The sequence below is a fragment of the Methylobacterium sp. Leaf102 genome (assembly GCF_001422425.1).
GTDB lineage: Bacteria > Pseudomonadota > Alphaproteobacteria > Rhizobiales > Beijerinckiaceae > Methylobacterium.
The window spans coordinates 232,718-257,801 of sequence record NZ_LMMX01000023.1 but is presented as its reverse complement, the minus strand read 5'-3'; the positions used below and the strand labels follow the sequence as shown (position 1 = coordinate 257,801).

Sequence of the window (25,084 nt, the reverse complement as noted above, 5' to 3'; positions counted from 1 at the left end):
TTGGCCCGCTCCCCCGAAGCTGGCAGAACCGTCCTGCCCCGAGCCGCGTCCGGCTCCGCGATGAGGAAACCGCATGACGGTGTCGAGCGACGACGAGCTGGAGGCGCTGAAGCGGATCGGCCGCATCGTCGCCAACACCCTGGAGGCCATGGGCCGGGCCATCGAGCCCGGCATGACCACGGCCGAACTCGACGGGATCGGGCGGGCGTTCCTCGCCGGCGCGGGCGCGCGGCCGGCGCCCGAGCTCGCCTACGGCTTTCCCGGGGCGACCTGCATCAGCATCAACGAGGAGATCGCCCACGGCATCCCGGGGGCGCGCCGGATCGCGCCGGGGGATCTCGTCAACATCGACGTCTCGGCGGAGAAGGACGGCACCTTCTCCGACACCGGCGCGTCGTTCGCCGTGCCGCCGGTGACCCGCGCCGTCGAACGCCTGTGCCGGGACGGGCGCCGGGCGCTGTGGGCCGGCCTGCGCCAGGTCGGCACGGGCAAGCCGCTTTCGGGCATCGGGCAGGCGGTCGGCGCCTTCGCGAAGAAGAACGGCTACACCCTGGTGCGCAACCTCGCGAGCCACGGCGTCGGCCTGTCCCTGCACGAAGAGCCGAAGGAGATCGCCACCTGGCCCGACGCCTCCGAGCGCCGGATCATGGGCGAGGGGCTGGTGTTCACCGTCGAGCCGTTCCTGTCCCTGGGCGCCGATTTCGCGGAGGACGGCGACGACCCCTGGACCCTCTACAGCCGCCCCCGCGCCCTCACGGTGCAGTACGAACACACCGTCGTCGCCACCCGCAACGGGCCGGTGGTGCTGACCGTGCCGGGTTAGGGGGCGCTCAGGTCGGTGGAGTCCGGCCCGTCACGCCTCCCGCAGCAGGGTCCGGACGGCGGCGTCGAGGGCGCGGGCCGCGGCGGCGGCCGTCGGGGAGCCGGTGCGTGCCAGCATCACGATCTCGGAGGGCGGCAGGTCGGGAAGGCCGAGGCGCGGTCCGACGTCGCCCATGCGCCCCGAGGCGACGGCCCCCATGGGGGCGACGCCGAGCCCCGCGCGCACGGCGGCCAGGAGCGCGCTGCAGCTGCCCCCGATGAAGGCCTCCCGCCACGGGCGGTTGGCCGCGTCGAGACGCCGGACGGCGACGGCCCTCACCCCGCAGGCCGGCCCGAGGGTGATCAGGGGGACGGCGCGGTCCTGCGCGAGGGCGTCGTCGTCCCCGCATCGCCAGCCCAGGGGGTCCAGCCCGAGCACCTCCCCCTCCGCGCCGCCCGCCTCCCGCCGGACGATCACCGCATCGAGGTCGCCGTCGTCGAACGCCGCGCGGACCTGCAGGGAGGTCCCGCTGCGCAGCTCGAGGGCGCTGCGCGACGGGAGGGCGGCGCGGACGTGGCGGATCACGTGTTCCAGGCCGGTTCCGAGGGCGTGGTCGCTCGCCCCGATGGCGAACCGCATGGTCGGCGCGTCGTCGAAGCACGCGGCGCTGTCGTGGGCCGCCATCAGCGCCCGTGCCTTGGCCAGGAAGGCCACGCCGTCCTCCGTCGGCCGAACGAAGCGGGGCGTGCGGTCGAGCAGTTTGCGGCCGAGGGCCGCCTCGAGCGCCTTGAGGCGCGTGCTGACCACCGGCTGCACCGTTCCGGCCGCTTCCGCCGCCCGGGTCAGGTTGCCGAACTCCACCGCGAGGATGAACAGGCGGACGGAAACGAGGTCGAGCATGATATCGAACCGCTATGATGACGCGTGTGCATCATAGCGTTCTGCGCCGACGCGAACAGGGCCAAAGTCTCCTCCGCACCCCGAAGCCCAAGGAGGCTCCCATGCCCATGATCACCGTCCGCTACGTCACCGCATCGCCGCGCGAGAATCTGAGGTCCGAGATCGCCCGGCTGGCGACCCGCCTCGGCGCCGAGCGGCTCGGCAAGGACCCGGACGTCACCGCCGTGCTGGTGGAGGAGGCCGATCCGCAGGGGTGGTTCATCGCCGGACGGCGCCCGACGGAGGCGGGGCTGTCGGCGTTCTGGCTCGACATCAAGATCACGGCCGGGACCAACACGAAGGCCGAGACCACCGCGTTCGTCCAGGCGGCCTTCGCCGGCATGGAAAGGTTGATCGGCCCGTTGCACTCGGAATGCTACGCGTTCGTGCATGCGGTCAACGGCGACGCATACGGCTACGGCGGCCGCACCCAGAATGCCCGCTGGGCCGCCGCCCACCCGGGATAGCGCCCCGTCTCACATCCGCGCCGTGATGGTCGCCAGCACCGTCAGGGGGGAGCCCGGCTGGTTGTTGAACTGGTTGAACGGCTGCTCGATGTAGCGCGCGTCCGTGAGGTTGCGGGCGTTGATGGCGAAGCGGTAGCGCTCGTAATCGTAGAACAAAGCCGCGTCGAGGCGCGTATAGGCGCCAACCTTGTAGCTGTTGTTGAGGTCGCCGAACCTCGCGCCCACATGGGTCGCGCCGAAGCCGACGCCGAGGCCGCGCCATGGGCCGTCGGGGATCTGATAGGTCGACCACAGGCTGGCGCTGAACTCGGGCACGCCGACGAGGCGGTTGCCCACCGCGAAGGTGGTGTCCCGGGCGATTTTGGCGTCGAGGTAGCCCAGGCCGCCGATGATCTTCCAGCCCGGCAGGATCTCGCCGGCGATGTCGAATTCCACGCCCTCCGAGCGCTGGGCGCCGGTGATCACCGAGAAGCCGGTGTTGACCGGATCGGCGGCGGACACGTTCTGGCGCTCGATGCGGAAGGCGGCCGCACTGATCGTGAGGAGGGACGGAACGAGGTCGTAGCGGGCGCCGACCTCGTATTGCACGCCCGTTTCGGGCGGCGGATTGGTGGCGCCGAGCACGTTGTCGGTCTGCGGTTTGAACGAGTTCGTGTAGCTCGCGTACAGGGTGAGCGGCTCGACGGGGCGGTAGACGAGGCCGACGCGCGGCGAGAATCCGAACAGCTCCTGCTCGGGCGGCACCGTGCGCGAGGTCGGCGTGCGGCTGAAGAAGAACTGGCTGCCGAAATCCATGCGCGTGCCCAGCAGCAGCTGCAGGCCGGCGCCGAGGTCGATCTGGTCCTGCAGGTAGACCCCGTAGAGGTCGTTGCGCTGCTTCAGGTCGCTCTGGAACGTGAATGCCCCGTAGGCGATGCGCGGCACCGGGTTGAGGAAGCTCGTGGTCGTCGTGGCGGCAGTCTGCTGCGAGATCGGCCGGCGGTAGCCGTTGGTGTATTCGAAGCCGGCCAGGAAGGTGTGGCGCAGGCCGAGGATGTCGAACTTCGCCACGACTTCGGACTGGGTGTCGATGGACGCGAAGTCCGAATTGACGATTGAGCCCCGCCGCGTGACCAGGGTGCCGGCGGGGTTCACCGCCGTGGCGCGGGCCGCGAACACGTCGAAGGAGCCCGACTGGACGTTGACGATCTGGCGCAGGGTCACGTCCGGAGTGAGGTCGTGCTCCACGCGCAGGGTCGCGAAGTTCGAAGCCCCGGCGTAGCGGGAATTCGTGGTGCCGTAGAAGCGGGCGATGTCGTCCAGCGGCACTCGGCCGTTGCGGGCGATCAAGCCCTCGTCGTACTGCGTATCCTGCCGGGTGATCTCGGCCAGGAACTCAACGCGGGTGTCGGCGGTGGGCGTCCAGGTGAAGGCCGGGGCGACGAAGAAGCGCGAATTGCTCCGGTCGTCGCCGTAGTTGCGGAAGGTCGGGTCGTCCTGCGCGGCGAAGCTGACCCGGCCGGCGAAGCCCTCCGTCCCGGGCAGCGCCCCCGAGACCGAGCCCTGGAGCCGCGCAAAGCCGTAGCTGCCGCCCTGCACGGTGAGGTCGCCGGACGGCGCCAGGGTGGGGCGACGCGTGACGATGTTGACGAGGCCGCCGGGGTCGCCGCGCCCGTAGAGGACGGAGGCCGGGCCTTTCAGCACCTCGATGCGCTCGACGTCGGCGAGGTCGCGCTGGGTCGAGAGGAAGTTGTTGGCCTGGTTCAACAGCACGCCGTCGACGGCGTAGGTCTGGGTGCGGAAGCCGCGGATGAGGAAGGTGTCCGAGCGGCCCTGGAGGGTACCGCCGGGCTGGACGTTGCTGACGTTGGCCAGCGCATCCGACAGCCGCACGTCCTGGCGGTCCTCGATGACCTCGCGGGGCACCACCTGCACGGATTGGGGCGTGTCGCGCAAAGGGGTGTCGGTCCGGGTCGCGGTGGCCGACCGGCTGGCGCGGTAGCCCGAGACCGGGCCGGTGGCGCGCTCGCCCGTGCCGAGGCCGGAGCCGGCCACGGACAGCTCCGACAGGGCCACCTCCTCCGGCACACCGGCGGGCTGCGCGACGGCGCCGGCCACGCAGAGCGGCGTCAGGCCGCCGAGAACGGTCGCGACCCGCAGCCATCCATCCCCGTAGACCTTCGGCATCGCGTCCCCCTCCGACCTGCGGCGGACGCCCCGGCGCTCCGTCAACGCCGCCGTTGAGCACCCGCACCGGGGAGGCCGCAAGCGGGTGAGGCACAAAAGGTTCCGGACTTTAATCCGTGATGGTCGAGATGTGACAATAATTCAACAAACAAGAATTGTAATAATTAAAAACAACCCGCCTTCCTCAAGTCTTCCGCGAAAGGTAGCAGATAAAGTTTGTCTTCGCCTAGATCATCCGCCTCCGGGCCGCGCGGCGAACCATGGGGGATCGCGATGCGAACCCGTTCCGGCCATCCCCTCGCGACCGGATGTGCCCCGAAACCCCTGGGCGATCCTTGGCCGGGGCGCCGCAGCAGGGGCGGTCAGACCGTCGACGTGCCGTTCGCCCGCCGGGGCTGCGCCGCGACGTGCGCCCCCGCGCTTTCACCCATCGTCCCGATCCTCTAAGCCGGCGCCGAGGCTCCGGCGCGCGGGGCGGGACGCGAAGGATGCCGATGGACCGCGAGCCGATCGTCTTCACCTGGCGATCCGCGCCGGCGGAACACGGGGCCGCCATCGCCCTCACCCTGGGGCTCGGCGGCCCCCTCGCCCTCCTCGCCCTCCTGTGCCTGCGCGACCTCGTCGGCGTCCTGGTGGCGGCGCCCGACCACGCCGACGCGTTCCTGCGCGTGGCGGCGCTGTTGCCGTGGCGCCCGCCGGGGGAGGGGGCCTTCGTGCTCTTCGCGGGCTGGCCCCTGGCGCCGGCCGAGCGGGTGCGCCTCGCCCTCGTGCTGCTCTCGGGCGCGGCCCTGGCCTCGGCGGCCCTCGGCTGGGGCGTCGCCCGCCTGTGCTTCGTCGCCCAGAGCCGCACGGTGGAGCGCCTCAACGCCCGCGTCACCGAGGCGATCCTGCGCGCCCCCCCCGCCGCCCGCGACGACGCCCGCGCGGTGGCGCAGTCCGTGGGCGATCTCCTCGCCCGCATCGATACCCTGTTCGGCCTCGGCCTTCTCGTGCCCGCCATGGCGCTGGGCACCGCCCTCCTGGCGCTGGGCCTCGCCTGGCTCGCCGCGCCCCGCCTCGTGCCCACGGTCGCCGTGGGGCTGCTGGCCGCCGGCCTCGCCCGCGCGCTGATCCAACGGCGGATGCGGGCGCGCACGGCCCTGCGCCTGCGCTCCGGCGCCACCTTCGAGCGGGCGCTCGCCGACCTGATCCGCCGCATGCCGGCCGTGCGGGCCCACGGCGCTGCCGCCTTCGAGCGCGCCCGCCTCGCCGCCAAGGGGCAGGCCGCCCGGACCCATCTGGAGCGCTCGGAATCGGCCCTCGCCTCCGCCCGCGCGCCCTCCATGGCGCTGGGCATCCTCCTGCCCGCCATCGTGGTCGCCGTCGCCCTGTGGCGCGACGGGGCGCCCGTCGCGCCCGGCGCCCTGGTGGCGGCGGGCGGCGGCTTCGCCCTCGCGGTGGTGGCGCTCGCCGTCGCCCTTCACCTGCACACGGTCCACCGCGACCTGCTCGCGACCTTCCGGGGCATCGCCCAGGCCCTGCCGGCCCTCGAGGCCCGCACCCCGCCGCGTCCGGCCCGCCTCGCCGCCTTTCCCGAGGGCGGAGCCCTGAGCGCCCAGGGGGTCGGCGCCTACGATCCGGTGACGGGCGAGCGCCTCGCCGCCGTCGATCTCACCGTCGCGATGCCGGGCCACGTCGCGATCCTGGGCGAGCGCGGCGGCGGCGGGCGGGCGCTCGCCGCCCTGCTGGCGGGCCAGCTCGAACCCACGGCCGGGGCCGTCACCTACGGGGGGACGGACCTGCGCGCCTTCGCGCCCGAGGAGCGCGCCCGGCGCATCGCGCTCGCCGGCGCCGAGGCCATCCTGGTCGAGGGGTCGCTGCGCCAGAACATCCTGTACGGCGCGGCGCCGCTCCACGCCGCCGAGGGCGAGCCCGACGACCTGCGGGCGATCCTCGCCCTCACGGGCCTCGACGCCATCGTGTACGCCCGCGGCCTCGAGGGCACCGTCGATCCGCGGGCCGAGCCCGCCGTCGCCCGTGCGGTGGTGGCCGCCCGCGACGCCGTGCGGGCGGCGCTCGCCGCCGACAAGGCCGGCCGCCTCGTGGAGCCGTTCGACCCCGCCCGCTACAACCACCAGGCCACGGTCGGCGAGAACATCCTGTTCGGCGAGGCCGTGGGACCGGCCTTCGCGCCCGAGCGCATCGCCGCCCACCCGTACCTGCGCGCCGTGCTGGAGGCCGAGGACCTCGTCCGGCCCCTGGCCGAGGTCGGCCTGCAGGTGGCCCGCAGCCTCGGCGAGATCTTTTCGGACTTGCCCGACGACCATCCGCTGTTCGACGCGTTCTCGCTGTTTCCGGCCTCCGAGCGCGGGTTCTTCGAGGATCTCGTCGCGCGCATGCCCGAGGCCAAGGGCTGGCGGCGCGGGCCGGCGGGCCAGCGCGACCGCAAGCGCCTCATCGGCCTGGCGCTGCGCTACAGCGAGACCCGTCACCGCCTCGGCCTCGTCGACGCCGCCTTCGAGGCCCGCATCGTCGCCGCGCGCCATTCCTTCGCCCGGCTGATGCCGCCCTCGCTCCGCGACAGCGTCGAGTTCTACGATCCCACCACCCTCACGGCCGCCGCCAGCCTGGAGGAGAACATCCTGTTCGGCCGCATCAACGGCGAGGAGGCCGGGGCCGAGGCGCGGGTGCGCGCCCTGGTGCGCCGGGTGCTCGCCGACGAGGGCCTGGAGCCGACGGTCTACCGCCTTGGCCTCGACAGCCGGGTCGAGCCCGGGATGGGCGGCGGCGGCGCGAATCTCGGCGAGAACGCCATCGGCCCGCGCGAGCGCATCGCCATCGACCTCGCCCGCTGCCTCGTGCGCCGCCCCGACATCGCCGTGGTGGCCATCGCGCTGGAGGATCGCAAGCCCGAGGAGATCCGCCCCCGCCTCGCGGCCCTGCGCGCCGCCCGCGCCGGCCGCGGCCTCATCGTGTGCCTGCCGGACGCCGGCGTGCTCGATGGGGCGGCGCCGTTCGATACCGTGCTGCGGGTGGAACGGAACACCGTGGTGGCGGGGTAGGGAGTACCGGGAAAAAATCCCCCACTTGCGGCCGCAATGGGATGCGATACGCAAGGGAGATTGATCGCACGGCATCCGCGCCGGACGGGTCGCTCCATCCTCGGGCCGCGCATGGTCTTACCCCTTCGACCGTTCCTCTGGGCCGCACTTTTTGCGATGAGCCTCGCCGCGCCCGCCCTCGCCGCCACCGGCAAGGCCTTCGCGCCGATCCCCGCCGCCACCCTGGCGCTGATGCAGGCGCGCGGCACCACCGCCCAGGCGCCCGTGCTGTTTCGCGCCTACAAGAAGGAGAGCGAGATCGAGGTGTGGAAGCGGGCCGGGTCCGGCCGCTTCGTCCACGTGAAGACCTTTCCCATCTGCCGCTGGTCGGGCCAGCTCGGCCCCAAGCGCAAGACCGGCGACCGCCAGACCCCGGAGGGGTTCTACACGGTGCCCCAGCGCCAGATGAACCCGAATTCGAGCTACTACCTCTCCTTCGACGTCGGCTACCCCAACGCCTACGACCGCGCCCACGGCTCCACCGGCTCGGCCGTGATGGTCCACGGCGTGTGTTCGTCCATGGGCTGCTTCGCCATGACGGACGCCGTGGTGGGCGAGATCTACGCCATCGCCCGCGAGGCCTTCGCGGGGGGGCAGGCGGCGTTCCAGTTCCAGTCCTACCCGTTCCGGATGACGGCCCAGAACATGGCCCGGCACCGCACCGACCCGAACATCGACTTCTGGCGCCAGCTCAAGGTCGGCTCCGACCGGTTCGAGGCCCTGGGCGAGGAGCCCGCCGTGAGCGTGGTCGCCGGCCGCTACAGTTTCGCACCGGACCGGGACCCCGTCCGCGAGGCCCGCGTCGCCGCCCACCGGGCCGACGAGGAGGGCCGCATCGCCCAGGCGGTGGAGGATGGGAGTGCGGCCGTGCGCACGACTTATTCCGATGGCGGGCAGCACGCGTTCTGGGCGGCGCACGCCGCGCGGGGCGGGTCGCTGGGCGAGGTCAGCCGGCCCGAGGCCCTGGCCTATGCGGGCTTGGAAGTGGTCACGATCCCGGCCCGCCCCCGCGTGGTCGTCGCCGAGGCCGTGTGGTCGCGCTGGGCCGGGCCGGAGCTGCGCATGGCCTTCGCCCGCACGGCCAACCTGTCGCGGCCGGCCGCGACGGCGCGGTTCGGGCCGCTGCTCACCGCCTATGCGGACGCCCTGCCGCGCCTGGTGCGGGCCAGCCTTGCCGGCACCTTGCCGCCGCCCGAGGGCCTCGCGCGCCTGAATGCGATGGACCGGGACACCGCCGGGCTCGCCCCGCCCGGACATTGGGCCGGCCCCGGTTCTTCGACCACCTCGGGATCTTCGACTACCTCAGGATCTTCGACCACCTCAGGATCTTCGGCCGGTCCGGCGTATCTCGCCCGGCGCTGAAACCGGCGCCCGACCATGTGCGAACCCGCACATCGGTAGTCCGAGGGGCTGCTTACCTCAGACTCGTTCCACTTCAATCCTGGCACACTCTCGGCCGCGGCCACCAGCGACCCTACGGTCGCGCAGGTCGAAGGCGGCCCTCGGGCCCGAGGCGGATCGGGGCAATTGGTAAGCGAACCATGACACGCTCGAACGGGTCGCACGCGCAGAACGGGTTCACCCAGCCCGACGACGGCCTCGTTCGATCGGACGAGGGCCTCTCCCTACGCTTCTGGGGCGTGCGCGGTTCCACCCCGGTCAGCGGGCCGGACTACGTCGAGTTCGGCGGCAGCACGCCGTGCATGGAGATCCGCTACGGCGAGCGGCTGTTCCTCCTCGACGCGGGCTCGGGCCTGAACGCCTGCGGCCGGCACCACCGGGACGGCCTCTCGGGAGACATCGACCTCCTGTTCAGCCACCTCCACCTCGATCACACGGCCGGGTTGCCGTTCTTCAAGCCCGTGGTGCTCGACGCCGGCCGCACCATCAACACCTGGTGCGGCAACCTCGACGGACAGAGTGCCGCCGCCGCCCTCGACCGGCTGTTCGCCCCGCCGCTGTTTCCCGTGAGCCTCGACGTGCTGCCGTGCCGCTTCGCGCATCACGGCTTCCGCGCCGGCGAGACCCTGGCCTTCGCCGACGGCGCGCGGGTCGACACCATCCTGCTCAACCATCCGCAAGGGTCGGTGGGCTACCGCTTCGATCATGCCGGCCGGCGCCTGTGCATCATCAGCGACATCGAGCATTCCGATCCCTGGCCCGACCCGGCGCTCCTCGAGTTCGTGCGCGGGGCCGACCTCATGGTCTACGACGGCATGTTCACCGAGGGCGAGTACCCGGTCTGCCGGGGCTGGGGCCATTCCACCTGGCAGAAGGGCATGGAGCTCGCCCGCGCCGCCGGCGTCGAGGCCCTGGCGATCATCCACCTCCATCCGTGCCACACGGACGACACCTTGCGCCGCATGGAGGCGGAGATGCAGGCCGTCATGCCGACGAGCTTCATCGCCCGCGAGCGCCAACAGATCGTCCTCCCGCCCCGGCTCGGCCGCGGCGCACCCATCCGCCCGGCCCCCGCCCTCGCGGCCGTCCCGTAGGGCTGGCCGTCCCGCAGGGGGCTTTCCGCCTGTCCCGCGGGGACCTTCCGCCCGTCCCGCGGGGTGTGGCCAACCAGCCCTTCCGGCCCGGATTCACCCCGCCTGCCGCCGCCGCATCCTTTGCCCGCAAAACTTGTCCGGAAGGGGTTGCCAGCCGGAAAGGGAGCTTCTAAACACCGGCTCGCGGCCGGCACGTCTCCTCTGAGACCCACCGGCCCGGCACGCGCCCGTAGCTCAGCTGGATAGAGCACCAGACTACGAATCTGGGGGTCAGAGGTTCGAATCCTTTCGGGCGCGCCAACAACATCGAGCAGCGAGCGAGCCCATGAGGCCGCGTTGCCGACCAAAGCCTCCAACTCGGATATGGAACGCGAGCAACCCGACGTGCGGCTTGACGCGTCACGGCGTGCGCCAGGCTCGTATCCCGGGCCTTCGGCAGATTGCCCGCTCGGTTCCGTCCTCGATGCTCCATCTGTCCGGAGGCTTGCGCTCGTGGCGATCGGGTTCGCGCGCGACCGCGGGGATGCGCGTGCCGTCGCGGCGGGATCGGCCGCTCCGTTCGGCCGCTGCCGCGTCCCGCGACGGTCGGCTCATCCGGCCGCGGGGGAGGGCCGCAGGCGGGCCATGCAGTAGGCGTCGGCGAGCACGCCATCGCGAAAGCTCGCCGCCCGGTGCGTCCCCTCAATCGCGAACCCGAACTTCTTGTAGAGGGCGATCGCCGGCGCGTTGTCGGTGAACACGGTCATTTCGATCCGGGTCACGTTGAGCCACTGCTCCGAGGTGTCGATGATCGCGGCGAGCAGGCGGGAGCCGATCCCGTTCCCGGCGAAATCGGCATGGACGGCGATCCAGAACTCCGCCGCATGCGCCCGCCGCCCGTAAAACGGGCGCAGCGCCGCCGCGCCAACGACGCGATCCGACAGATCCGCGACGAGATGGAGGTCCCGCGGAGACCGCGGCTCCGCCCAGGCCTTGACCGTCTCGTACGATTCGTAGGGCAGCGCGAGCGTTCCAAGGCGGAAGGCCGGCTGATTGTAGATCTCGAACAGACCCGGCATGTCGGTGTCGCGCATGGCGCGGATGCCGACATCCGCGCTGCGCCCGGCGTGTTTCATTTCCGTCATCCCGCCCGTCATCCTCATCCATCCCGTCTCGCGACACGTCCTGCCCGGGGAACGCCCACCCCGGATCGGCGCCGGGCCTTCGACCTCACGACGACCATTCGAAGCGCAGCGTTTCCCGGAACGCGAAGCGCTCGACGTGACGCACGACGACGTCGCGAAAATCGGGGAGCCTGGCAGCGTCCTCGGCCGCGAGCACGATCGTCAGGGTCTCGGCATCGGCACTGAGCCGCGTCTCGCCGAGGGGCAGGACGATCCGGGCGCGGGTGGCGTCGAACTCCGTCTCGAACTTGTGGGACCAGTGCTTGCAGAGTTGCTGCAGGTAGCGGCTCGCATGGGGCGTCCTGACGACGGCGCTGCTCTCGGGCATGGGCTGTTGCTTTCCTGAGGTGGAGGTCGGCTCGCCGGAAGGGCGGGTGGCGTCGCACGGGGCCATGCCCCGGATCACGCGCGGCTGGATCACGCGCGGTTGGATCACTCGGCGACGTGCAGGCGGAACGCCGGTTCGTCGGTGCGGTCGGCGGTGACGTCTCGGACCCGCGACAGGTCGGCCGGCAGAACCGTGAAGCAGGCGCCGCCGAACCATTCGAGGGAGGCCTCGGCATGCGCCGGCAGCGTTTCCAGGAAAGGTTCGTAGTCCAGCGCGCCCTCGAACAGGCCGGTCATCCCGTCGCGCCGCCCGGCCGCGGCGTAGACGTTGGCCGGCTCGAAGACCGGGAGGTCCGACCGGTCGCGGATATTCTTGAGGTGATAGTAGTCGATGTGCTCCGCGAGCGTGTCGTGCGCGCGGTAGGGGTCGTCGCCGCCTTCCCAGACATGGAGCGTGTCGAAGTTCACCTTGAGGGCCGGGTGATCGATCTCCTCGAGCAGGCGCACGAGGGACGCCGTGGTGTCGGCCAGGGTGCCGGGATGCGTCTCGACGAGCAGCTTCAGGCCGTGGTCGGCGAGATAGGCGGCCGCCAGCCGCAGGCGGCTCGCGATCTGCGAGCGCTCGTCCGCCGAGGTCGCGGCGCTGCCCTTCGTCCCCGCGAAGGTGCGCAGCCGCGGCGCCCCCCAGTTCCGCGCCAGGCTGCAGAGGTCGGACATGCGTGCGATCAACACCTCCGGGCTCGCGTCGAGGGGCAGGTAGTCGCTCAGCATGGGCACGCGCAGGTCGTAGGCGGCGAGCCATTCGGCATGGTCCCCGGGGCCGAGGTTGCGGGCATGGACCCCCCACAGCTCGATGCCGTCGAAGCCGCTGCCCCGGGCGAAGCGGGCGATCTCGCCCATGGAGAGCAGGTGGTGGCGGAAGGTGATGGTGCAGAGGGAGAGCCTCATGCGGGAAGCCTTTCGCGTACGGGGAGCCTTTCGCGCGAGGACCTTTCGCGCGAGGGGAGCCTTCCGTGAGAGGGGGCGGCCCAGTCCTGGGGGCGGGTGTCCCGCCATGCGTCGTAGGCCGCCGCGAGCTGCCGCTTGATCGCGAATTCCGCGGTGTCGAGGGCGTCGAGCGAGGCCATCACGCCGGGGACGAGGGCCGCGTCCTCGGTCCGGGCGAGCTTCAGGACGTCGTAGTGCAGGGCCGTCAGGCCGTTCACCAGCGCCTGGATCGCGTCGCAGATGCGCTGGAATTCGGCATCCGGCCAGCGCAGGGCGCGCCAGAAGAAGGCGAAGCCGTGCTCGTAGGCCCATTTGCGGATGGTGATGACCGGGAGTTCGCGCAGGGCCACGCCGACATCCGCGAGGGCGAGGCCGCCGCGCGCCTCGGCATGGGCCGAGACGATGGCGCGCACCGCGTCGATCAACGGGTTGGCGTCGGGGCGGAAGCAGGCCGCGAAGAAGGCCGCCAGGTCCGCGTCCGCCGGCGGATGCGCGCGGGCGGGATCGAACCGGTAGCCGCCCGCGACGCTCGGCTGGCGGATGGCGTTCAGGAGCGTCTCGCGCGCGATGACGCCCTCCCAGCGGAAGTCGGGGTCGTGCACCCGCCACAGCGCGGGGTCCTCGGTGAGCGCCAGCAGGAGGTAGTGCGGGAAGGGGTTCTGGTTGAACTTGTTCTCCCGCTCCGGCAGGTGGAACATGTCGAGCATCACCATGACGCATTCGTCCGGCGCCCGCCGTTCGAGGAGGTCGACGAGGGTGGCGACGTTGGCGTCCTTGGAGGCCGCATGGTCGTACCAGGAGAAGAGCGGCACGCCGTAGAGCCGCTCGAACCAGTAGCGGAACGACTCGTGGTCCATGGCGTCCGAGTGGTAGGCGAGCCGGACATCCTCCGTGATGGCGAACTCGGCGTCCCAGATCAGGAAGTAGAACGGCCGGTGGTCGATGCCGCGCGCCTTCAGCCCGTCGCAGACGCAGCTGACGAAGCAGTGGATCTTGAGGTCGTAGGGCAGCTCGCCGTGGACGCCCTCCGACGCCTCCGGCGGCGCGGCGGGGTCCGGGGGCGCCTCAGCCGGCGCGCCCGGGGCGAGGCGCGCGGCGAGATCGGCCACCGTCGAGACGTCCTGCCGGTTCATCGCCGCCTCGGGGATGGACAGCCCGCAGCGCATCTCGAGGGACAGGATGAGCTGAAGCAGCTGGACGGAATCGAGGTAGAGGTCTTCGTTCAACCGCGCCTGCGGCCCGAAGCGGTCGAGGTGGGGATGGTCCATCTCCTCGCGCAGGATGGCGCCGATGGCTTCGACGATATGGTCGCGGGTCATGCCCGGGCCTCCGCGAGGGCGCCGCTGCGGTAGCGCTCGGCCACCTCCCGGCGGGAGATCTTGCCATTGGCCTGGCGCGGGATCGCGCTCACCTGCACCGCCTGGCCCGGCACTTGATGGCCAGCGAGCCAGCGCCGGCACCAATCCTGGAGGTCGCGGGGCGGCACGGGCGCCTCGGCGCTGAACAGCAGCGTCACCCGCTCGCCCGCGAAGGGGTCGGGTCGGGCGAAGGCCACGGCGTCGGTGACGCCCGGCATGGCCATCACCACGTCCTCGACCTCGCCCGGATAGACGTTCAACCCCGACACGTTGATGGTGTCGTCGAGGCGGGACACGAAGACCAGCATGCCGTCGGGCCCCAGATACCCGAGATCGGCCGTGCGGACGGCGCCGCCCTCGCCCTCGACGACGATCTCCGCCGGATGGTCCGCGTCCTCGCCCGCCCGGACGCGGTGATGGGGCAGGGGGCGGCCGATGACGTCGGCTCGGCGCAGGTCGGGGTTCACCGCGATGCAGCCGGTCTCCGAGCAGCCGTATTGCTGGAAGAGGTGCTCGACCCGGGCACGGATGGCGCCGAACCACGGCCCCGGCAGGAGGGTGCCGGAGGTCATGGCCGCGTGGATGCGCTCGCCCTCCGGGAGGAGCCGGCTCAGCGTGTGCAGCAGGGCGGGCGCTGTGTAGAGCAGCGGCCTCTCGATCTCGCGCAGGCGCCGCAGGAGGTATTTCGGGTTGGTGGTGTCGAGGATCACCGGCACCCGGCCGCGGCGCAGGCCGACGAGCAGCCCGCAGATCAGCCCGTACGAATGGGTGATCGGGCAGGCGACGACGGGCGTCATCCCGTCAGGCTCCGGGAAGGCCGCGACGTAGCTCTCGATCTCGCGTTCCACGGCGCTCCAGGCGCGGGCGATGCATTTGGGCTCGCCCGTCGTGCCGGAGCTCATCTGCAGGAGCTGGCCCTCCCCCGGAACCGGGGGCGGGGCGCCCGCCAGAACCTCGCCGTCCAGATTGTCGAGGAACAGGCGGTGGCAGCCGGCCCGTTCGGCGAGCCGCCGCGCGCCCGCATCGGGCAGGGCCGGATGGATCGGCAGCAGGGTCGCGCCACGGCGGCGCGCGGCGAGGATGAAGGCGAGGCACGTGGGCGTGTCGCCGAACCGCGCGGCGACGCGCTCGCCGTCGCCGCCGGTCAGGCCGGCCCGCGCCTCGACGCGCCGGATCGCGGCCTCCATCCCGTCCGCGCCGATGCGGCGTCCGTCGATCTCGATCATGACCTCTCCCGGGGAATCTTGAGGGGCAGACAGCAGGGCGTTGGGCACGCGGCGGCAGCACCGTGCCGGGTCGAGGCCGAGCTTTCGCGACAGCAGGGCCTCGACCCGCAGCCGGGGGGCGTCGACCTGCAGGCGGGCGAGGCGGGCTTCCAGGCCGTGCGCGACGGCGTGGCGGCGCAGGCGAAGGCCGAGGCCGCGCCAGAAGTCCGCCTCGTCGAGCCCGTGCCGCCGGCCCAGGAGGTGGGTGACCTCGCAGAGGCTGAAGACGAACAGGCTGTCGGTGACGAGTTCGGCCAGGACCGGGGCCGCGCGCATGGCGTGGAAGCGGTCGTCCGCCGGACCCGCATGGGCGGGATCGATGGCGCCGAAATCCGGCACGCGGACGGGGTCGGCCACGAAGTCGACGCCGTACTCGGTGCTTTCATGGAAGTCGCGCAGGATCACCCGTTCGGGCCACCCGTCGCGATGCACGAGGATCATGTTCTGGCCGTGCGCCTCCACGGCGATGCCGTGCGCCACCAGGAGGTGCCAGACGGGCAGGACCGCGACCTCCACCAGGCGGTCGAGCCAGGCCCGGAGGCCGTGGCGCAGGAGCCAGGGGGCGACGAAGGTGGATCCGTCCGGCTCGCAGGCCATCAGGGCGTTGAACGGCACCGCCGCCTCGCCGGGCGCGAGCCGCGGACTCTCGCGCCACAGGGCGGCGACCTGTCCCGCCAGCGGGCCGTCCCGGTCCGCCAGGGCGGACGCGTACTCGCGCAGGACGTCCACCCGATAAGGGCCGCGCAGGAGCGGGTCCCCGGCGACGATCGCCGCCAGCCAGTCCGACAGGGCGGGCCCCGTCAGCACGAAATGCGGATCGAGGGTCCGGAGGCTCGACGTGCTGACGACGCTGAGGGCGAGCTTCACGCTGGCGGCGTGCGGATCGTCGAGGTTGTGCAGGGTGCGCAGGGATTGGCTGGCGCCGTAGCGCGCGCCGGCGGCCCCCAACGCCACGGCACGGCCCTCCGCCAGCCAGGGCCGCAAGGCCCCGGCTTCGAGGTGGCGCATCTGCCAGGGATGCACGGGCAGGACGGCGTGGGTGGCGAAGGAATGCCCGGCCGCGTGCAGGCGGCGCTCCAGCCGGTCCAGGTCGACGCCGAGTTCGGCGCGCCGGAAGTCGGCCTCCGTGCCCGGGAACCGGAGGGCGACGGCGTCCCGGCGGACGCCCAGCCATTCGAGGCGGAACGGCGCGGCGCCCTCCGGCCCGTAGCGGCGGTGGTCGTCGAGGGTGAAGCCCGTGCGCGTCTTGAAACAGGGATGGTACGGATGGCCTTCCCAGAGCGCCGCGTCGAGGGCGGCGAAGGGCAGGGTGCGGCGGTCCGGAGCGCGAAGGGTCTCGGCGTTCCAGCGGCAGAGCTCGATGGTCTGGCCGAGTTCCGCCAGCAGGCGCATCCGAGGCTCCGGGGCGGCCGGGAGGGCGTCCACCAGGGAGGACAGGTCGGCGGCGCGCCAGGCGCCGTCCGGCCCGGCCGTTTCCAGGGTCGCGGGGACGAGGCGCGGACGGCCGAACGGGCCGAGGACCCCGTCGGCGCGGAACCGGCGCGCGCCGAGGCGCCACGCCAGCCGCCCGGGGGCGTCGCGGCGCGGGGGGCTGCGATCCGCTAGGCCCTCGAACAGCACCGCCTCGGCGAGCTGGCGCAGGACGCGCCCCTCCGGCGGTTCGCGGGACGGGTGAGGCTCAGGAGGCAAGGGCACGGCCCGCCTCGCAGTACGCCGCCGCCCGCGCCCGCAGGGGGTTCGGCATGTCGATGTAGTTGCCGGTTCCGTCGCCCGAGGCGAGTTCGTCGCGGTCCGCCAGGCGGACCCGCAGGTTCGCCTTGGTGCAGAGCGTCGGCCCGTCCAGCACCGAGCGGGCGAAGGCCCGTCCGGCGCCGGTCATGCGGCGCGCCATCGCCTCCAGCCGGCGGGCGAGATCGTCGAGGAGAACGCTTTCGCGGATCGTGCCGTCATGCCCCATGCGGGCGATGACCGCGAAGATCTGGTTGACCACGAGATAGTAGGCGAGACGCCGGCGAATCTCGTCGTCCGGGAAGTAGAGGGCGGCGATGGCGGCCGTCTCCGGTGCCTGGCGCAGGAGCCGGGGCCGTGCGTCCTCGGACAGGTAGAAGCCCTGGTTGTCGCGGTAGTACCCCCGGCGCGGCCAGCCGGCGGCGACGTCGAGGAGGGCGTTCTGCTGGTGCGCCTCGAGGGCGATGCCGTGGCGGTCGTAAAGGGCGACGACGGGCTCGAGCATGCAGTCCAGGTAGAGGCCGAACCAGGCCCGCGCGGTCCGCGCCCGTTCGTCGGCGCCCTCGGGGGCGAGGCGACGCAGCAGGGCGTCGAGGCGCGAGGGGCGGCCGGGCAGGGGCTCGGCCGTGAGCGCCGCCAGGGTCGCGACGCCCCGCTCGGCCCCATCACGAAAAGGATTCTCGCGCAGCACCGTCTCGAACCCGCTCTCGTCGCGGCCGGGGCAGTGCAAGGTGAGATAGGCCGGGTCGGACACGATCCGGAAGGTGGGATGGCGCGTTCCGAACCCGTTGCGCGCCAGGAGCCGGGCCATGGCGACGCCGGCCTCGAGCTCGGCGAAGCGGTTCACCCGCAGGGAGTTGGTGAGGGTGACGGGCAGCGAGAACTTGGCCATCCACGGGCTGTCGGGGGCGTAGACCGTCCGTACGGACGAGGTGGCGGTGTAGCGGGGGCCGAACGCACCGAGGCACCGCACCCGGCCCGCCTCCATGAGGGCGGCGATGTCCGGGTCCAGCTTCAGCGCGTCGGCCTGGAGCGGATGCATGGGGAGGGCGATCTCCCCGGCGCGCAGGGGCAGCCGCCCGGCATCGGCGCCGAGGAGTTCGAGGGCGATCTCCGGCGCGGAGCGGGGGGCGGCCGAATCGTGGCGGACCCGTCCGGCCTCGACGGCGAACACGGCGAGCTGGAAGCCGCCGGCCTCCTCGGGCGCATAGACCCGCGCCTGCCAGGTGGAGAGGCCCTGCCGGCTCTTGGGCGTCGGATGCAGCCAGTGGCCGTAGACGAGGGAGCGTTCGGCCCCGATGAAGCTCGTGTCCGTCGTCGCGCTCTCGCCCGCGGGCCCCCGGGCGAGGTCGAGCTGGCGCGCCGTCTCGCGATAGCTGTCGAGGACGCGTCCCAGGAGTTCCAGTTCGTGCGCCCGGGCGGACTCGTCCCGGCCCGCATCGACGCGGGCGTAGGCTTCCGCGAGCAAATCCTGGAGCGCCTGCATCGGGGCGACGCGGCGCCAGCGCGGCTCGTGGAGGTGGCGGGTCCAGAGGATGCCGAAGCCCTGGGCGCCGCACAGGGACGGCGACCGGATCTCGGCGCGGATCGCGATGCGCCGGCGGCCCAGGTTCCACTCCACGCACGCGGCGGGCGGCCCGTCGGAGCGGGCGTGACGGACCCGGATGCCGGGGTCGATCTCGCGCAGGTAGCCGTTGGCGAAGCTGCGGAAGGCTGCCGCTTCGGCAACGTGCTGGGACGATGGTGGCATGACGACCGAACCTCGTTCGAGCCCTGGAATGCCGACTGTGCGGCAAAGGACCGGCACTGCATGCCAGATCCTTCGTATTCGATCAGTCGATGTCGGCGCGATGCCCTGATTCGATCGCGCTTGCGTCGCAAGAGGGGCTATTCACGTTCGTTCTCATAATCACAGACCGGAATATTAGGTTCCATGGTCTTCTCGATATGTGCAGCGTGTCGCGTATATTCGGTGTCTCGGTCAATAGGTCTGCCAAAAAAACCGAAGGATCGGTTTTTAATTGGAATTGTTCTTGGTCTACACTTGTGTGTGTATTGGGCGCTCGACCCGCCCAGGCCGCCGTTCAGGGGCCGTGCGTCGGGACGGGGGCTCGAAAGGCGGGGGGCGACGCGGAGGCCGTGCGATGCCGGCGCTCCGGCGCCGCGTAGCGGGCGACCTTGCGGGCCGCGACGGCGAACAGGGCCGAGGCGAGGATCATCGTCCCGTCGAACCAGACGAACAGGGGATCGCCTCCGAAGCGCCTCAGGGGATGCTGCGGCACGGTGAGGAGGTCGGCGGCCGCCACGGCGAGGCAGAGGACCGCCACCGCCGCCAGCCCCTCGCACCACGCCCGGCGCCCGGGACGCGCGAGGGGCACCAGGGCGGCGACGATCCAGGCCGCGAAGAACGCGCGGATCTCCCACTCGGCCCGGCCGGGGAGGTCCGCGGGCAGGAGCCGGTTGGCGAGGAAATACACCGCCACCGCCGCCGGCAGGCCCGCGACGCTCCCGACGTTGAGGGCCTGGACCAGACGCAGGCCGGCGAAGGGCCGCTCGCCCGGTCGCGGCAGGCGCGCGAGGGACCACAGCACGATCCCGGTCGCGACGGTGGCGCAGGCCATGAGTCCGCACAGGAAGAACAGCAGCCGCAGGGCGGGCGCGGCGAAATGCGCCTCGTGCAGGCCGGTCAGCGTCGTGAAGGTCTTGGCGGCGGGCTTGAGGTCGACGCCCCGCACCTCGAGCAGCGCGCCGCTCACGCCGTCGAAGGCGACCTGCGGATGGTCGCGGGCGATGCCGCGGGGCTCGGCGAACACGGCGACCACGGTCGCGTTGGCGTCGCCCCGGTTCACCAGGGTCAGGCGCTCCAGGGGCTCCGCCACCATCGCGACGGCGCGCGCGACGAGGGGCCCCACGGGGGCCGGCACGGCGGGCCGGTTCGCCGGCCGGCGCGGCGTCGGGATCCAGGCGGCCTCGGCGAAGAAGGATTGGGTGTTTGAGCGATACGCCGCCGTCACGCCCCAGGGCATGTAGAACGTCGCCAGGGTGACGACCCCCGTATAGGTGATCATCAGGTGGAACGGCAGCGCGAGGACGCCGCCGACGTTGTGGGCGTCGAGGAAGCTGCGACGCGGTGCCTTGTCCCGCCGGAACGTGAAGACATCCGCGAAGATGCGCCGGTGGACGACGATGCCGGAGACCAGGGCCACCAGCATGATCATCGCGCAGATGCCGACGATCCAGCGTCCCCAGAACGGAGCCATGTGCAGTTCGAAGTGGAAGCGATAGAGGAAGTCGCCGCCCTCGGTGTCGCGGACCGCCGCCTCGGCTCCGGTCGCGGGGTCGAGGTGGACATGGCCCGGCGGCTCGCCCGGGCCCGCACGCCAGAACAGGTCGAGCACCGGTTTCTCCGGCTGCGGCATGCCGATGAACCAGGTCCGGGCCTTGGGGGCGTGCGTGGCGAGATAGGTCACCGCCCGCTCGGCGGCGGCGGCGAGGTCCGGGCCCGACATCGGCGCGGCGAGGCCGAGTTCGGGCCGCATCCAGCGGGAGATGTCGGCCCGGTAATAGCTCGCGGTCCCGGTGAGGCAGACGGCGAACAGCACCCAGCCGACCACGAGGCCGGACCAGGTGTGCAGCCACGCCATGGACTGGCGGAAACGTCCCTTCATGGCGCGCGCTCCGGCATGGCGGTCCCGAGGACGGGACCGACGTCGAGTACGGGACCAGGGACGAGGATGGGGGCCTCGTCCGTGGCCCGCGTCCCGGATCCGGCGGCTTGGCGCACCGGGGTCAAATCAGAAATCGACGGTTGCGGACAGGATGAACGTCCGGGGCGCGCCGACGGCCAGGAAGCCGCGCGCGGCGGAGGCCCAGTACGAATCGTTGAGCAGGTTCTGGACGGTGGCCCGCATCACCACGGGCTTGCCGTTCACGCCCTCGAAGGCGTAGCGCAGGCCGGCATCGAACCGCGTCCAGTCCGGCACCGACTGGGTGTTGCCCTGATCGTAGAACATGCTGCTCGTGTAGATCGCCCGTCCGGTCAGGGTCAGGCCGGGCGCCAGCCACGGCGGCAGGTCGACCTCGCCGTAGAGGTTGAACGCCGTGTCGGGCACGCCGGGCACGGCCCGTCCGTCGAACTGGCGGCCCACGGTGTTGACGAGCTTGGCGTCGATGAGGGTCAGGCCGCCCAGCAGCCGCACGCCCGGGACGAGTTCGCCGAACACGTTGAACTCGATGCCGCGGTTGCGCTGCAGGCCGCTGACGGAGAACAGCCGCGTGGCCGGATCGGTGAACGCGCTCGGCTGCTCGATCTCGAACAGCGAGGTCGTGACCGAGACGGCGCCGAGATCATACTTCGCGCCGACCTCCTTCTGCCGGCTGACCACGGGGGCGAAGACCGCGTTGGAATTGATCGCCGTCACCGGGGCGGACGGCCCGGCATCGAGGGACTCGATGTAGTTTCCGTAGAACGACAGGTTCTCGAACGGCCGGACCACCAGGGCGATGGCGGGGCTGAACCGGCCCTCGCGGTACCCCGTCGCCGGCGTGCCCTGGGTCGGGCCCGGACGGGTGACGTAGCTGCGCAGGTCGATCTCCTGGAACCGTCCGCCCAGGGTCAGCAGGACGCGGTCGTCGCCGAGCGACAGGGTGTCGGCGATGGCGACGCTGCGGGCGTAGAGCTCCGAGAAGATCGGCTGCCGGTCGGAGCGGGGGAAGGCGATGGTCGGAACCGAGCCGAACGGCAGGTCGACGGGGTTGTAGATGTTGATCGGGTAGGCCGGCAGGGCGAAGGGCACGAAGCCGCGCGAGAAGTTCTTGTTGACGGCCTCGACGGCCGCGACGCTGAATTGGTGATTGATGAAGCCCGTCTGGAAGTTGGTGCGGACGCCCACCTCGCCGGTGAAGCCCTGCAGTTCCAGGGGCTGGATCGCGAGGGAGTTCGTCGCCAGCCCGGTCGGGCTCGTGACCCGATAGTTCGAGGTCAGGAAGTCCTCGTTGTAGCGGCTGAGGCCGCCGGCCGCGTAGATCGTCGTCTCGGGCAGCACGTCGTACTCGACCCGGCCGGCGGCCATGTTGTAGCGGCTGTCGTTGTACTCGAACGCGTTCGCGGTGTTGCGGCGGGCGTTCGGCGCCCGCGGCACGGGGATGCCGGGCGCCACCGCGTTGAACAGCGAGGTCGGCGCGGTGATGTTCTGCGTCGAGTGATTGAAGTCGAACGACGCGCGGAACCGGTCGTTGCGGTAGTCGATGCCGAGGGCCGCGACGCCGACCTCGATGGCGTTCTTGTCCAGCGGCGTGTCGCCGTTGCGGTAGGCGCCGTTGAAGCGCACGCCCCATTCCTTGAAGGTGCCGAAGCGGCGCCCGAGGTCGAGATGCGTCCCGAACTGCGCGTCGCTGAAGTAGCTCGTGGTCACCCGCGTCAGCGGCTCGTCGTACGCGCGCTTCGGCACGAGGTTGATCGTGCCGCCGACGCGGCCGGTGCCGCCGCTGAGGAGCGCCGTCGGACCGAGTAGGACCTCGACGCGCTCCAGACCCTCGGTGAAGCTGCGGCGCGGGTTGGCGATGTAGAACAGCCCGTCGAAGGCGGTGTCGAGGTTGGTCACCGAGAAGCCGCGGATGAAGTACGAGTCGCGCTCGCTGTAGGGCGGCGCGTCGCTGCGGACGGACGGGTTGTTCAGGACGACGTCGGCGACGGAGCGCGCCTGCTGATCGTTGATCAGCTTCTCGGTGTATCCGGTGACGTTGAAGGGCGTCTTCTGGACGGAGCGGTTGCCGAGGAGTCCGACCCGCGTTCCGCTGCCGACCTGGCCGCCCGCATAGGGGACGGGCGGCTGGCCGACGGTTCCGGACCGGGGCGGCAGGCCTCTGGGCGCCCCGGGCGCCTGGGGCTGCCCCGCCACGTGCAGCTCCTCGAGGGCCACGGAGCCCGCCGCCTCGCCGCCGAGCTGAACGTAGCGCGGATTGACCAGGGTGATGGTGGAGGGACCCGCCGCGCGGAACGTCAGGCCGGTGCCCTTCAGGATGCGGCCGAGGCCGTCGAGGGGCTCGACCACGTCCTCGAGGCCGCCCGTGGTCAGCCGTGCGGTCAGGTCCGTGGCGTAGACGAGCTTCACCTTGGCCTGTTCGGTGAAGGCGACGAGGGCGGCTTCGAGGGGTCCCTTCGGGATCGTCAGGGCGACCCGCTCCACCGCCTGCGGGGCCGAAGCCTCGGAGGCCAGTGCGAGGATGCTCGCCGTCCGCGCCCGATCCGGCTGCGCCCGGCGCCCGTCCTGGGCCTGGACGGCCGCCGGCACCATCACCAGCATCGACACGCCGGCCAGGGCCGATCCGGCCAACCGCTCACCCGCAACACCACGCCCGCGCGTCGCCATTCTCTGTCCGTCCCTCGCTCAGACGGAGACGGGCGCCTCGCGGCAGCCTGTCCCCACCGATTGAGATCAACGGAGCCGCGATCTCCTGACGTCCGGGAACGAACTTTCCTTCAGAATTTTCGAACGGGCGATCCGACGAGGACGAGGAAGGGCGACAGGCGGGTGATTCCCACGCCCATCGTCGCGGCGATCGAGTCCAGCGCCTCGTCGGTGTCGCGCGGGTCGAAGGCGCCGGTGACGCGCCGCTCGCCGGCGGCCGCATCGAGGAGCACAATGCGACCGTGGCGGTAGCGGTCGAGCTCGGCGAGGACGACGGAGAGCCGCTCGCCGGAGAAGCGCAGGCGGCCCTCCCGCCACGCCGTCGTCCGGGCCAGGTCCGCGCCCGTGACGGCGAGGGAGGCGCCCTCCGTGCGTCGGACCGCCTCGCCCGCCGAGACCCGCACGGGCCGCCCCGAGGTCGCGACGTCGACGCTGCCCTCGACGACGCCCATCTCGACGCCGCCCGTCTCGCCGCCGGCGCCGTCGGCCCGGACGAAGAAGCGGGTGCCGACGGCGCGGACGCTCAGGCCGTTGCCGCGCACGACGAACGGGCGCTGGGGATCGGACACGACCTCGAAGAAGGCCTCGCCGCGCAGCAGCGCGACCCCGCGCTCCGTGGCGCCGAAGTGCAGTGCGACCGCCGTGTCGGTGTTGAGGTCGATCCGGCTGCCGTCGGCCAGGGTCGCGTGGACGATGTCGCCCACCCCGCTCCAGAGGTCGGCGCGGAGCCAGTCGACGAGGCCGAGCTGGAAGGCCAGGGCGGTGGTGAGGACGAGGGCGACGGCGACCCCGGTCAGCGCCTTGGTGGGCGGGCGGCGATGCCGTGGATCGGGCACACGGCCGAGCTTGCGCCACAGGGCATCCAGCTCGGCATAGGCCGCTTCATGGGCCGGATCGGCCGCGCACCAGGCCGCGAAGGCGTTCCGGTCCCGGTCCGTGGCGTCGGGCGAGGCGAGGCGCGCGACCCAGCCGGCGGCGGCCTCGTAGACCGGGTCGTCCCCCTCCGCCGCATGCGCGTCGGTGTCGTCGCCGCTGGCCACAGCCATGCTCCATCCGGAATCACCGAGCCCGGACGGCCCAGCCCCATGCTCCTACACCCTCAGATCAACGAACCGGCAAGATCCTGACGTCGCCCCACGAACAAGAGCCGCGCCACGAACAGGAGACAGGCCTCACACCCAATCGTGGCAGCACCGGTGACAGTGCAGGAGCGCCTTGATGAGGTGCTTCTCGACCATGTTCCGGCTGATGCCCAGGCGGGCGGCGACGTCGCCGTTCGAGAGGTTCTCGAACCGGACGAGGAGGAACACCTCGCGGCATCGCGGCGGCAGCGCGTCGATGGCGGCGGCCAGCCGTCTGAGCTCCTGCCGTGCGATCACCTGGCGTTCCGGCAGGGCATACCCGTCCGCGATCTCCGCGAGGTCCGTGTCCGTCATGGTGCGGAACAGAGTGCCTTCGAGGCGCTGCCGGTTGCGCATCCGCAGGGCGACGTTGTTGGCGACCTGGAAGAGGAAGGCCGAGGGGTGTTCGATCGACGTGCGGGACAGCGCGCCCAGCATCCGCAGGTAGGTTTCCTGGTGGGCGTCGGCGGCGGCGTCGGCGCTGCCGAGCAGACGCATCAGGAATCGCCGAAGCCTGACGCCTTCGCTCCGATGCAGCGCCTCGATCGATGTCGACTGCATGCTTGGCCCCCGCTCCAATCACTCCTCGATCATCGCGACATCGCGGAATCTCGATCAGTCGGAGAAAGCAGTCAATCGGAAATTATGCAAGCATCTCAGTACTTTAGATGAACTCTAAAGATGACGGCGCCGTGCCGCCGCAACGTCTTGTATTTCTATCGGAAACGGCCCCGTAACCGGCCGGGGCTCCCCAGCAACGGCAAGGCGGGCCTCGG

At 71.8% G+C, this 25,084-nt stretch carries 17 protein-coding genes and 1 tRNA gene; 6 read left to right on the top strand and 12 right to left on the bottom strand.

Features of this window, described 5'->3' with window-relative positions; genetic code table 11:
• Window positions 1–73: 73 nt before the first annotated feature.
• A complete protein-coding gene (gene map / locus ASF27_RS12645; RefSeq protein WP_056176411.1) occupies window positions 74–823 on the top strand; it encodes a type I methionyl aminopeptidase in 750 nt (249 codons plus the stop codon).
• Between the two features lie 30 nt (window positions 824–853).
• Here map and ASF27_RS12640 read toward each other — a convergent pair whose 3' ends face one another.
• The gene (locus tag ASF27_RS12640; RefSeq protein ID WP_056303787.1) at window positions 854–1,702 is read right to left on the bottom strand and encodes a LysR family transcriptional regulator; all 849 of its coding nucleotides are present in this window, start codon (window positions 1,700–1,702) and stop codon (window positions 854–856) included.
• A gap of 101 nt (window positions 1,703–1,803) precedes the next feature.
• On the opposite strand from ASF27_RS12640, the gene ASF27_RS12635 reads away from it, so the two are divergent.
• On the top strand, window positions 1,804–2,208 hold the full coding sequence (locus tag ASF27_RS12635; RefSeq protein WP_056361028.1) for a 4-oxalocrotonate tautomerase family protein: 405 nt from the start codon (window positions 1,804–1,806) through the stop codon (window positions 2,206–2,208).
• Window positions 2,209–2,217: 9 nt separating this feature from the next.
• On the opposite strand, the gene ASF27_RS12630 is transcribed toward ASF27_RS12635, so the two are convergent.
• The gene (locus ASF27_RS12630; RefSeq protein ID WP_082479063.1) at window positions 2,218–4,374 is read right to left on the bottom strand and encodes a TonB-dependent siderophore receptor; all 2,157 of its coding nucleotides are present in this window, start codon (window positions 4,372–4,374) and stop codon (window positions 2,218–2,220) included.
• Window positions 4,375–4,868: 494 nt separating this feature from the next.
• On the opposite strand from ASF27_RS12630, the gene ASF27_RS12625 reads away from it, so the two are divergent.
• The 4 genes from ASF27_RS12625 (at window position 4,869) to ASF27_RS12610 (ending at window position 10,249) form a co-directional block, all read left to right on the top strand.
• The gene (locus ASF27_RS12625) at window positions 4,869–7,415 is read left to right on the top strand and encodes an ABC transporter transmembrane domain-containing protein (protein ID WP_056360592.1); all 2,547 of its coding nucleotides are present in this window, start codon (window positions 4,869–4,871) and stop codon (window positions 7,413–7,415) included.
• A gap of 156 nt (window positions 7,416–7,571) precedes the next feature.
• Window positions 7,572–8,816, top strand: a complete 1,245-nt coding sequence (locus ASF27_RS12620; RefSeq protein WP_244481004.1) for a murein L,D-transpeptidase family protein — start codon at window positions 7,572–7,574, stop codon at window positions 8,814–8,816.
• 179 nt (window positions 8,817–8,995) lie between these two features.
• Window positions 8,996–9,949, top strand: a complete 954-nt coding sequence (locus tag ASF27_RS12615; protein WP_082479061.1) for an MBL fold metallo-hydrolase — start codon at window positions 8,996–8,998, stop codon at window positions 9,947–9,949.
• A 223-nt stretch (window positions 9,950–10,172) separates the two neighbouring features.
• A tRNA-Arg gene (locus ASF27_RS12610) sits at window positions 10,173–10,249 on the top strand.
• A gap of 290 nt (window positions 10,250–10,539) precedes the next feature.
• On the opposite strand, the gene ASF27_RS12605 is transcribed toward ASF27_RS12610, so the two are convergent.
• The 10 genes from ASF27_RS12605 to ASF27_RS12560 form a co-directional block, all read right to left on the bottom strand.
• Entirely contained in the window at window positions 10,540–11,064 is a 525-nt protein-coding gene (locus ASF27_RS12605) for a GNAT family N-acetyltransferase (protein WP_056267051.1), read from the bottom strand.
• 94 nt (window positions 11,065–11,158) lie between these two features.
• Complete coding sequence (locus ASF27_RS12600; RefSeq protein WP_056176950.1) at window positions 11,159–11,440, bottom strand: DUF2218 domain-containing protein; 282 nt, start codon at window positions 11,438–11,440, stop codon at window positions 11,159–11,161.
• Window positions 11,441–11,544: 104 nt separating this feature from the next.
• On the bottom strand, window positions 11,545–12,387 hold the full coding sequence (locus tag ASF27_RS12595) for a sugar phosphate isomerase/epimerase (protein WP_056360590.1): 843 nt from the start codon (window positions 12,385–12,387) through the stop codon (window positions 11,545–11,547).
• Window positions 12,384–13,745 carry a DUF6005 family protein gene (locus ASF27_RS12590; protein ID WP_056360586.1) on the bottom strand — a complete coding sequence of 454 codons (1,362 nt, stop codon included), beginning with the start codon at window positions 13,743–13,745 and terminating at the stop codon, window positions 12,384–12,386. The genes ASF27_RS12595 and ASF27_RS12590 overlap by 4 nt, the downstream gene beginning before the upstream one ends.
• Window positions 13,742–16,744: an IucA/IucC family protein gene (locus tag ASF27_RS12585; protein WP_056360583.1), complete on the bottom strand. Its 3,003-nt coding sequence runs from the start codon at window positions 16,742–16,744 to the stop codon at window positions 13,742–13,744. The genes ASF27_RS12590 and ASF27_RS12585 overlap by 4 nt, the downstream gene beginning before the upstream one ends.
• Window positions 16,728–18,527, bottom strand: coding sequence for an IucA/IucC family protein (locus ASF27_RS12580; protein ID WP_056360580.1), 1,800 nt, complete (start codon window positions 18,525–18,527; stop codon window positions 16,728–16,730). Before ASF27_RS12580 ends, ASF27_RS12585 begins: the two co-directional genes overlap by 17 nt.
• 334 nt (window positions 18,528–18,861) lie before the next feature.
• Complete coding sequence (locus ASF27_RS12575; RefSeq protein ID WP_056360578.1) at window positions 18,862–20,445, bottom strand: PepSY-associated TM helix domain-containing protein; 1,584 nt, start codon at window positions 20,443–20,445, stop codon at window positions 18,862–18,864.
• 126 nt (window positions 20,446–20,571) lie between these two features.
• On the bottom strand, window positions 20,572–23,148 hold the full coding sequence (locus ASF27_RS12570) for a TonB-dependent receptor (protein ID WP_244481003.1): 2,577 nt from the start codon (window positions 23,146–23,148) through the stop codon (window positions 20,572–20,574).
• 110 nt (window positions 23,149–23,258) lie between these two features.
• The gene (locus ASF27_RS12565; protein ID WP_056361023.1) at window positions 23,259–24,227 is read right to left on the bottom strand and encodes a FecR domain-containing protein; all 969 of its coding nucleotides are present in this window, start codon (window positions 24,225–24,227) and stop codon (window positions 23,259–23,261) included.
• 132 nt (window positions 24,228–24,359) lie between these two features.
• A complete protein-coding gene (locus ASF27_RS12560; protein WP_056360573.1) occupies window positions 24,360–24,869 on the bottom strand; it encodes a sigma-70 family RNA polymerase sigma factor in 510 nt (169 codons plus the stop codon).
• Window positions 24,870–25,084: the final 215 nt, after the last annotated feature.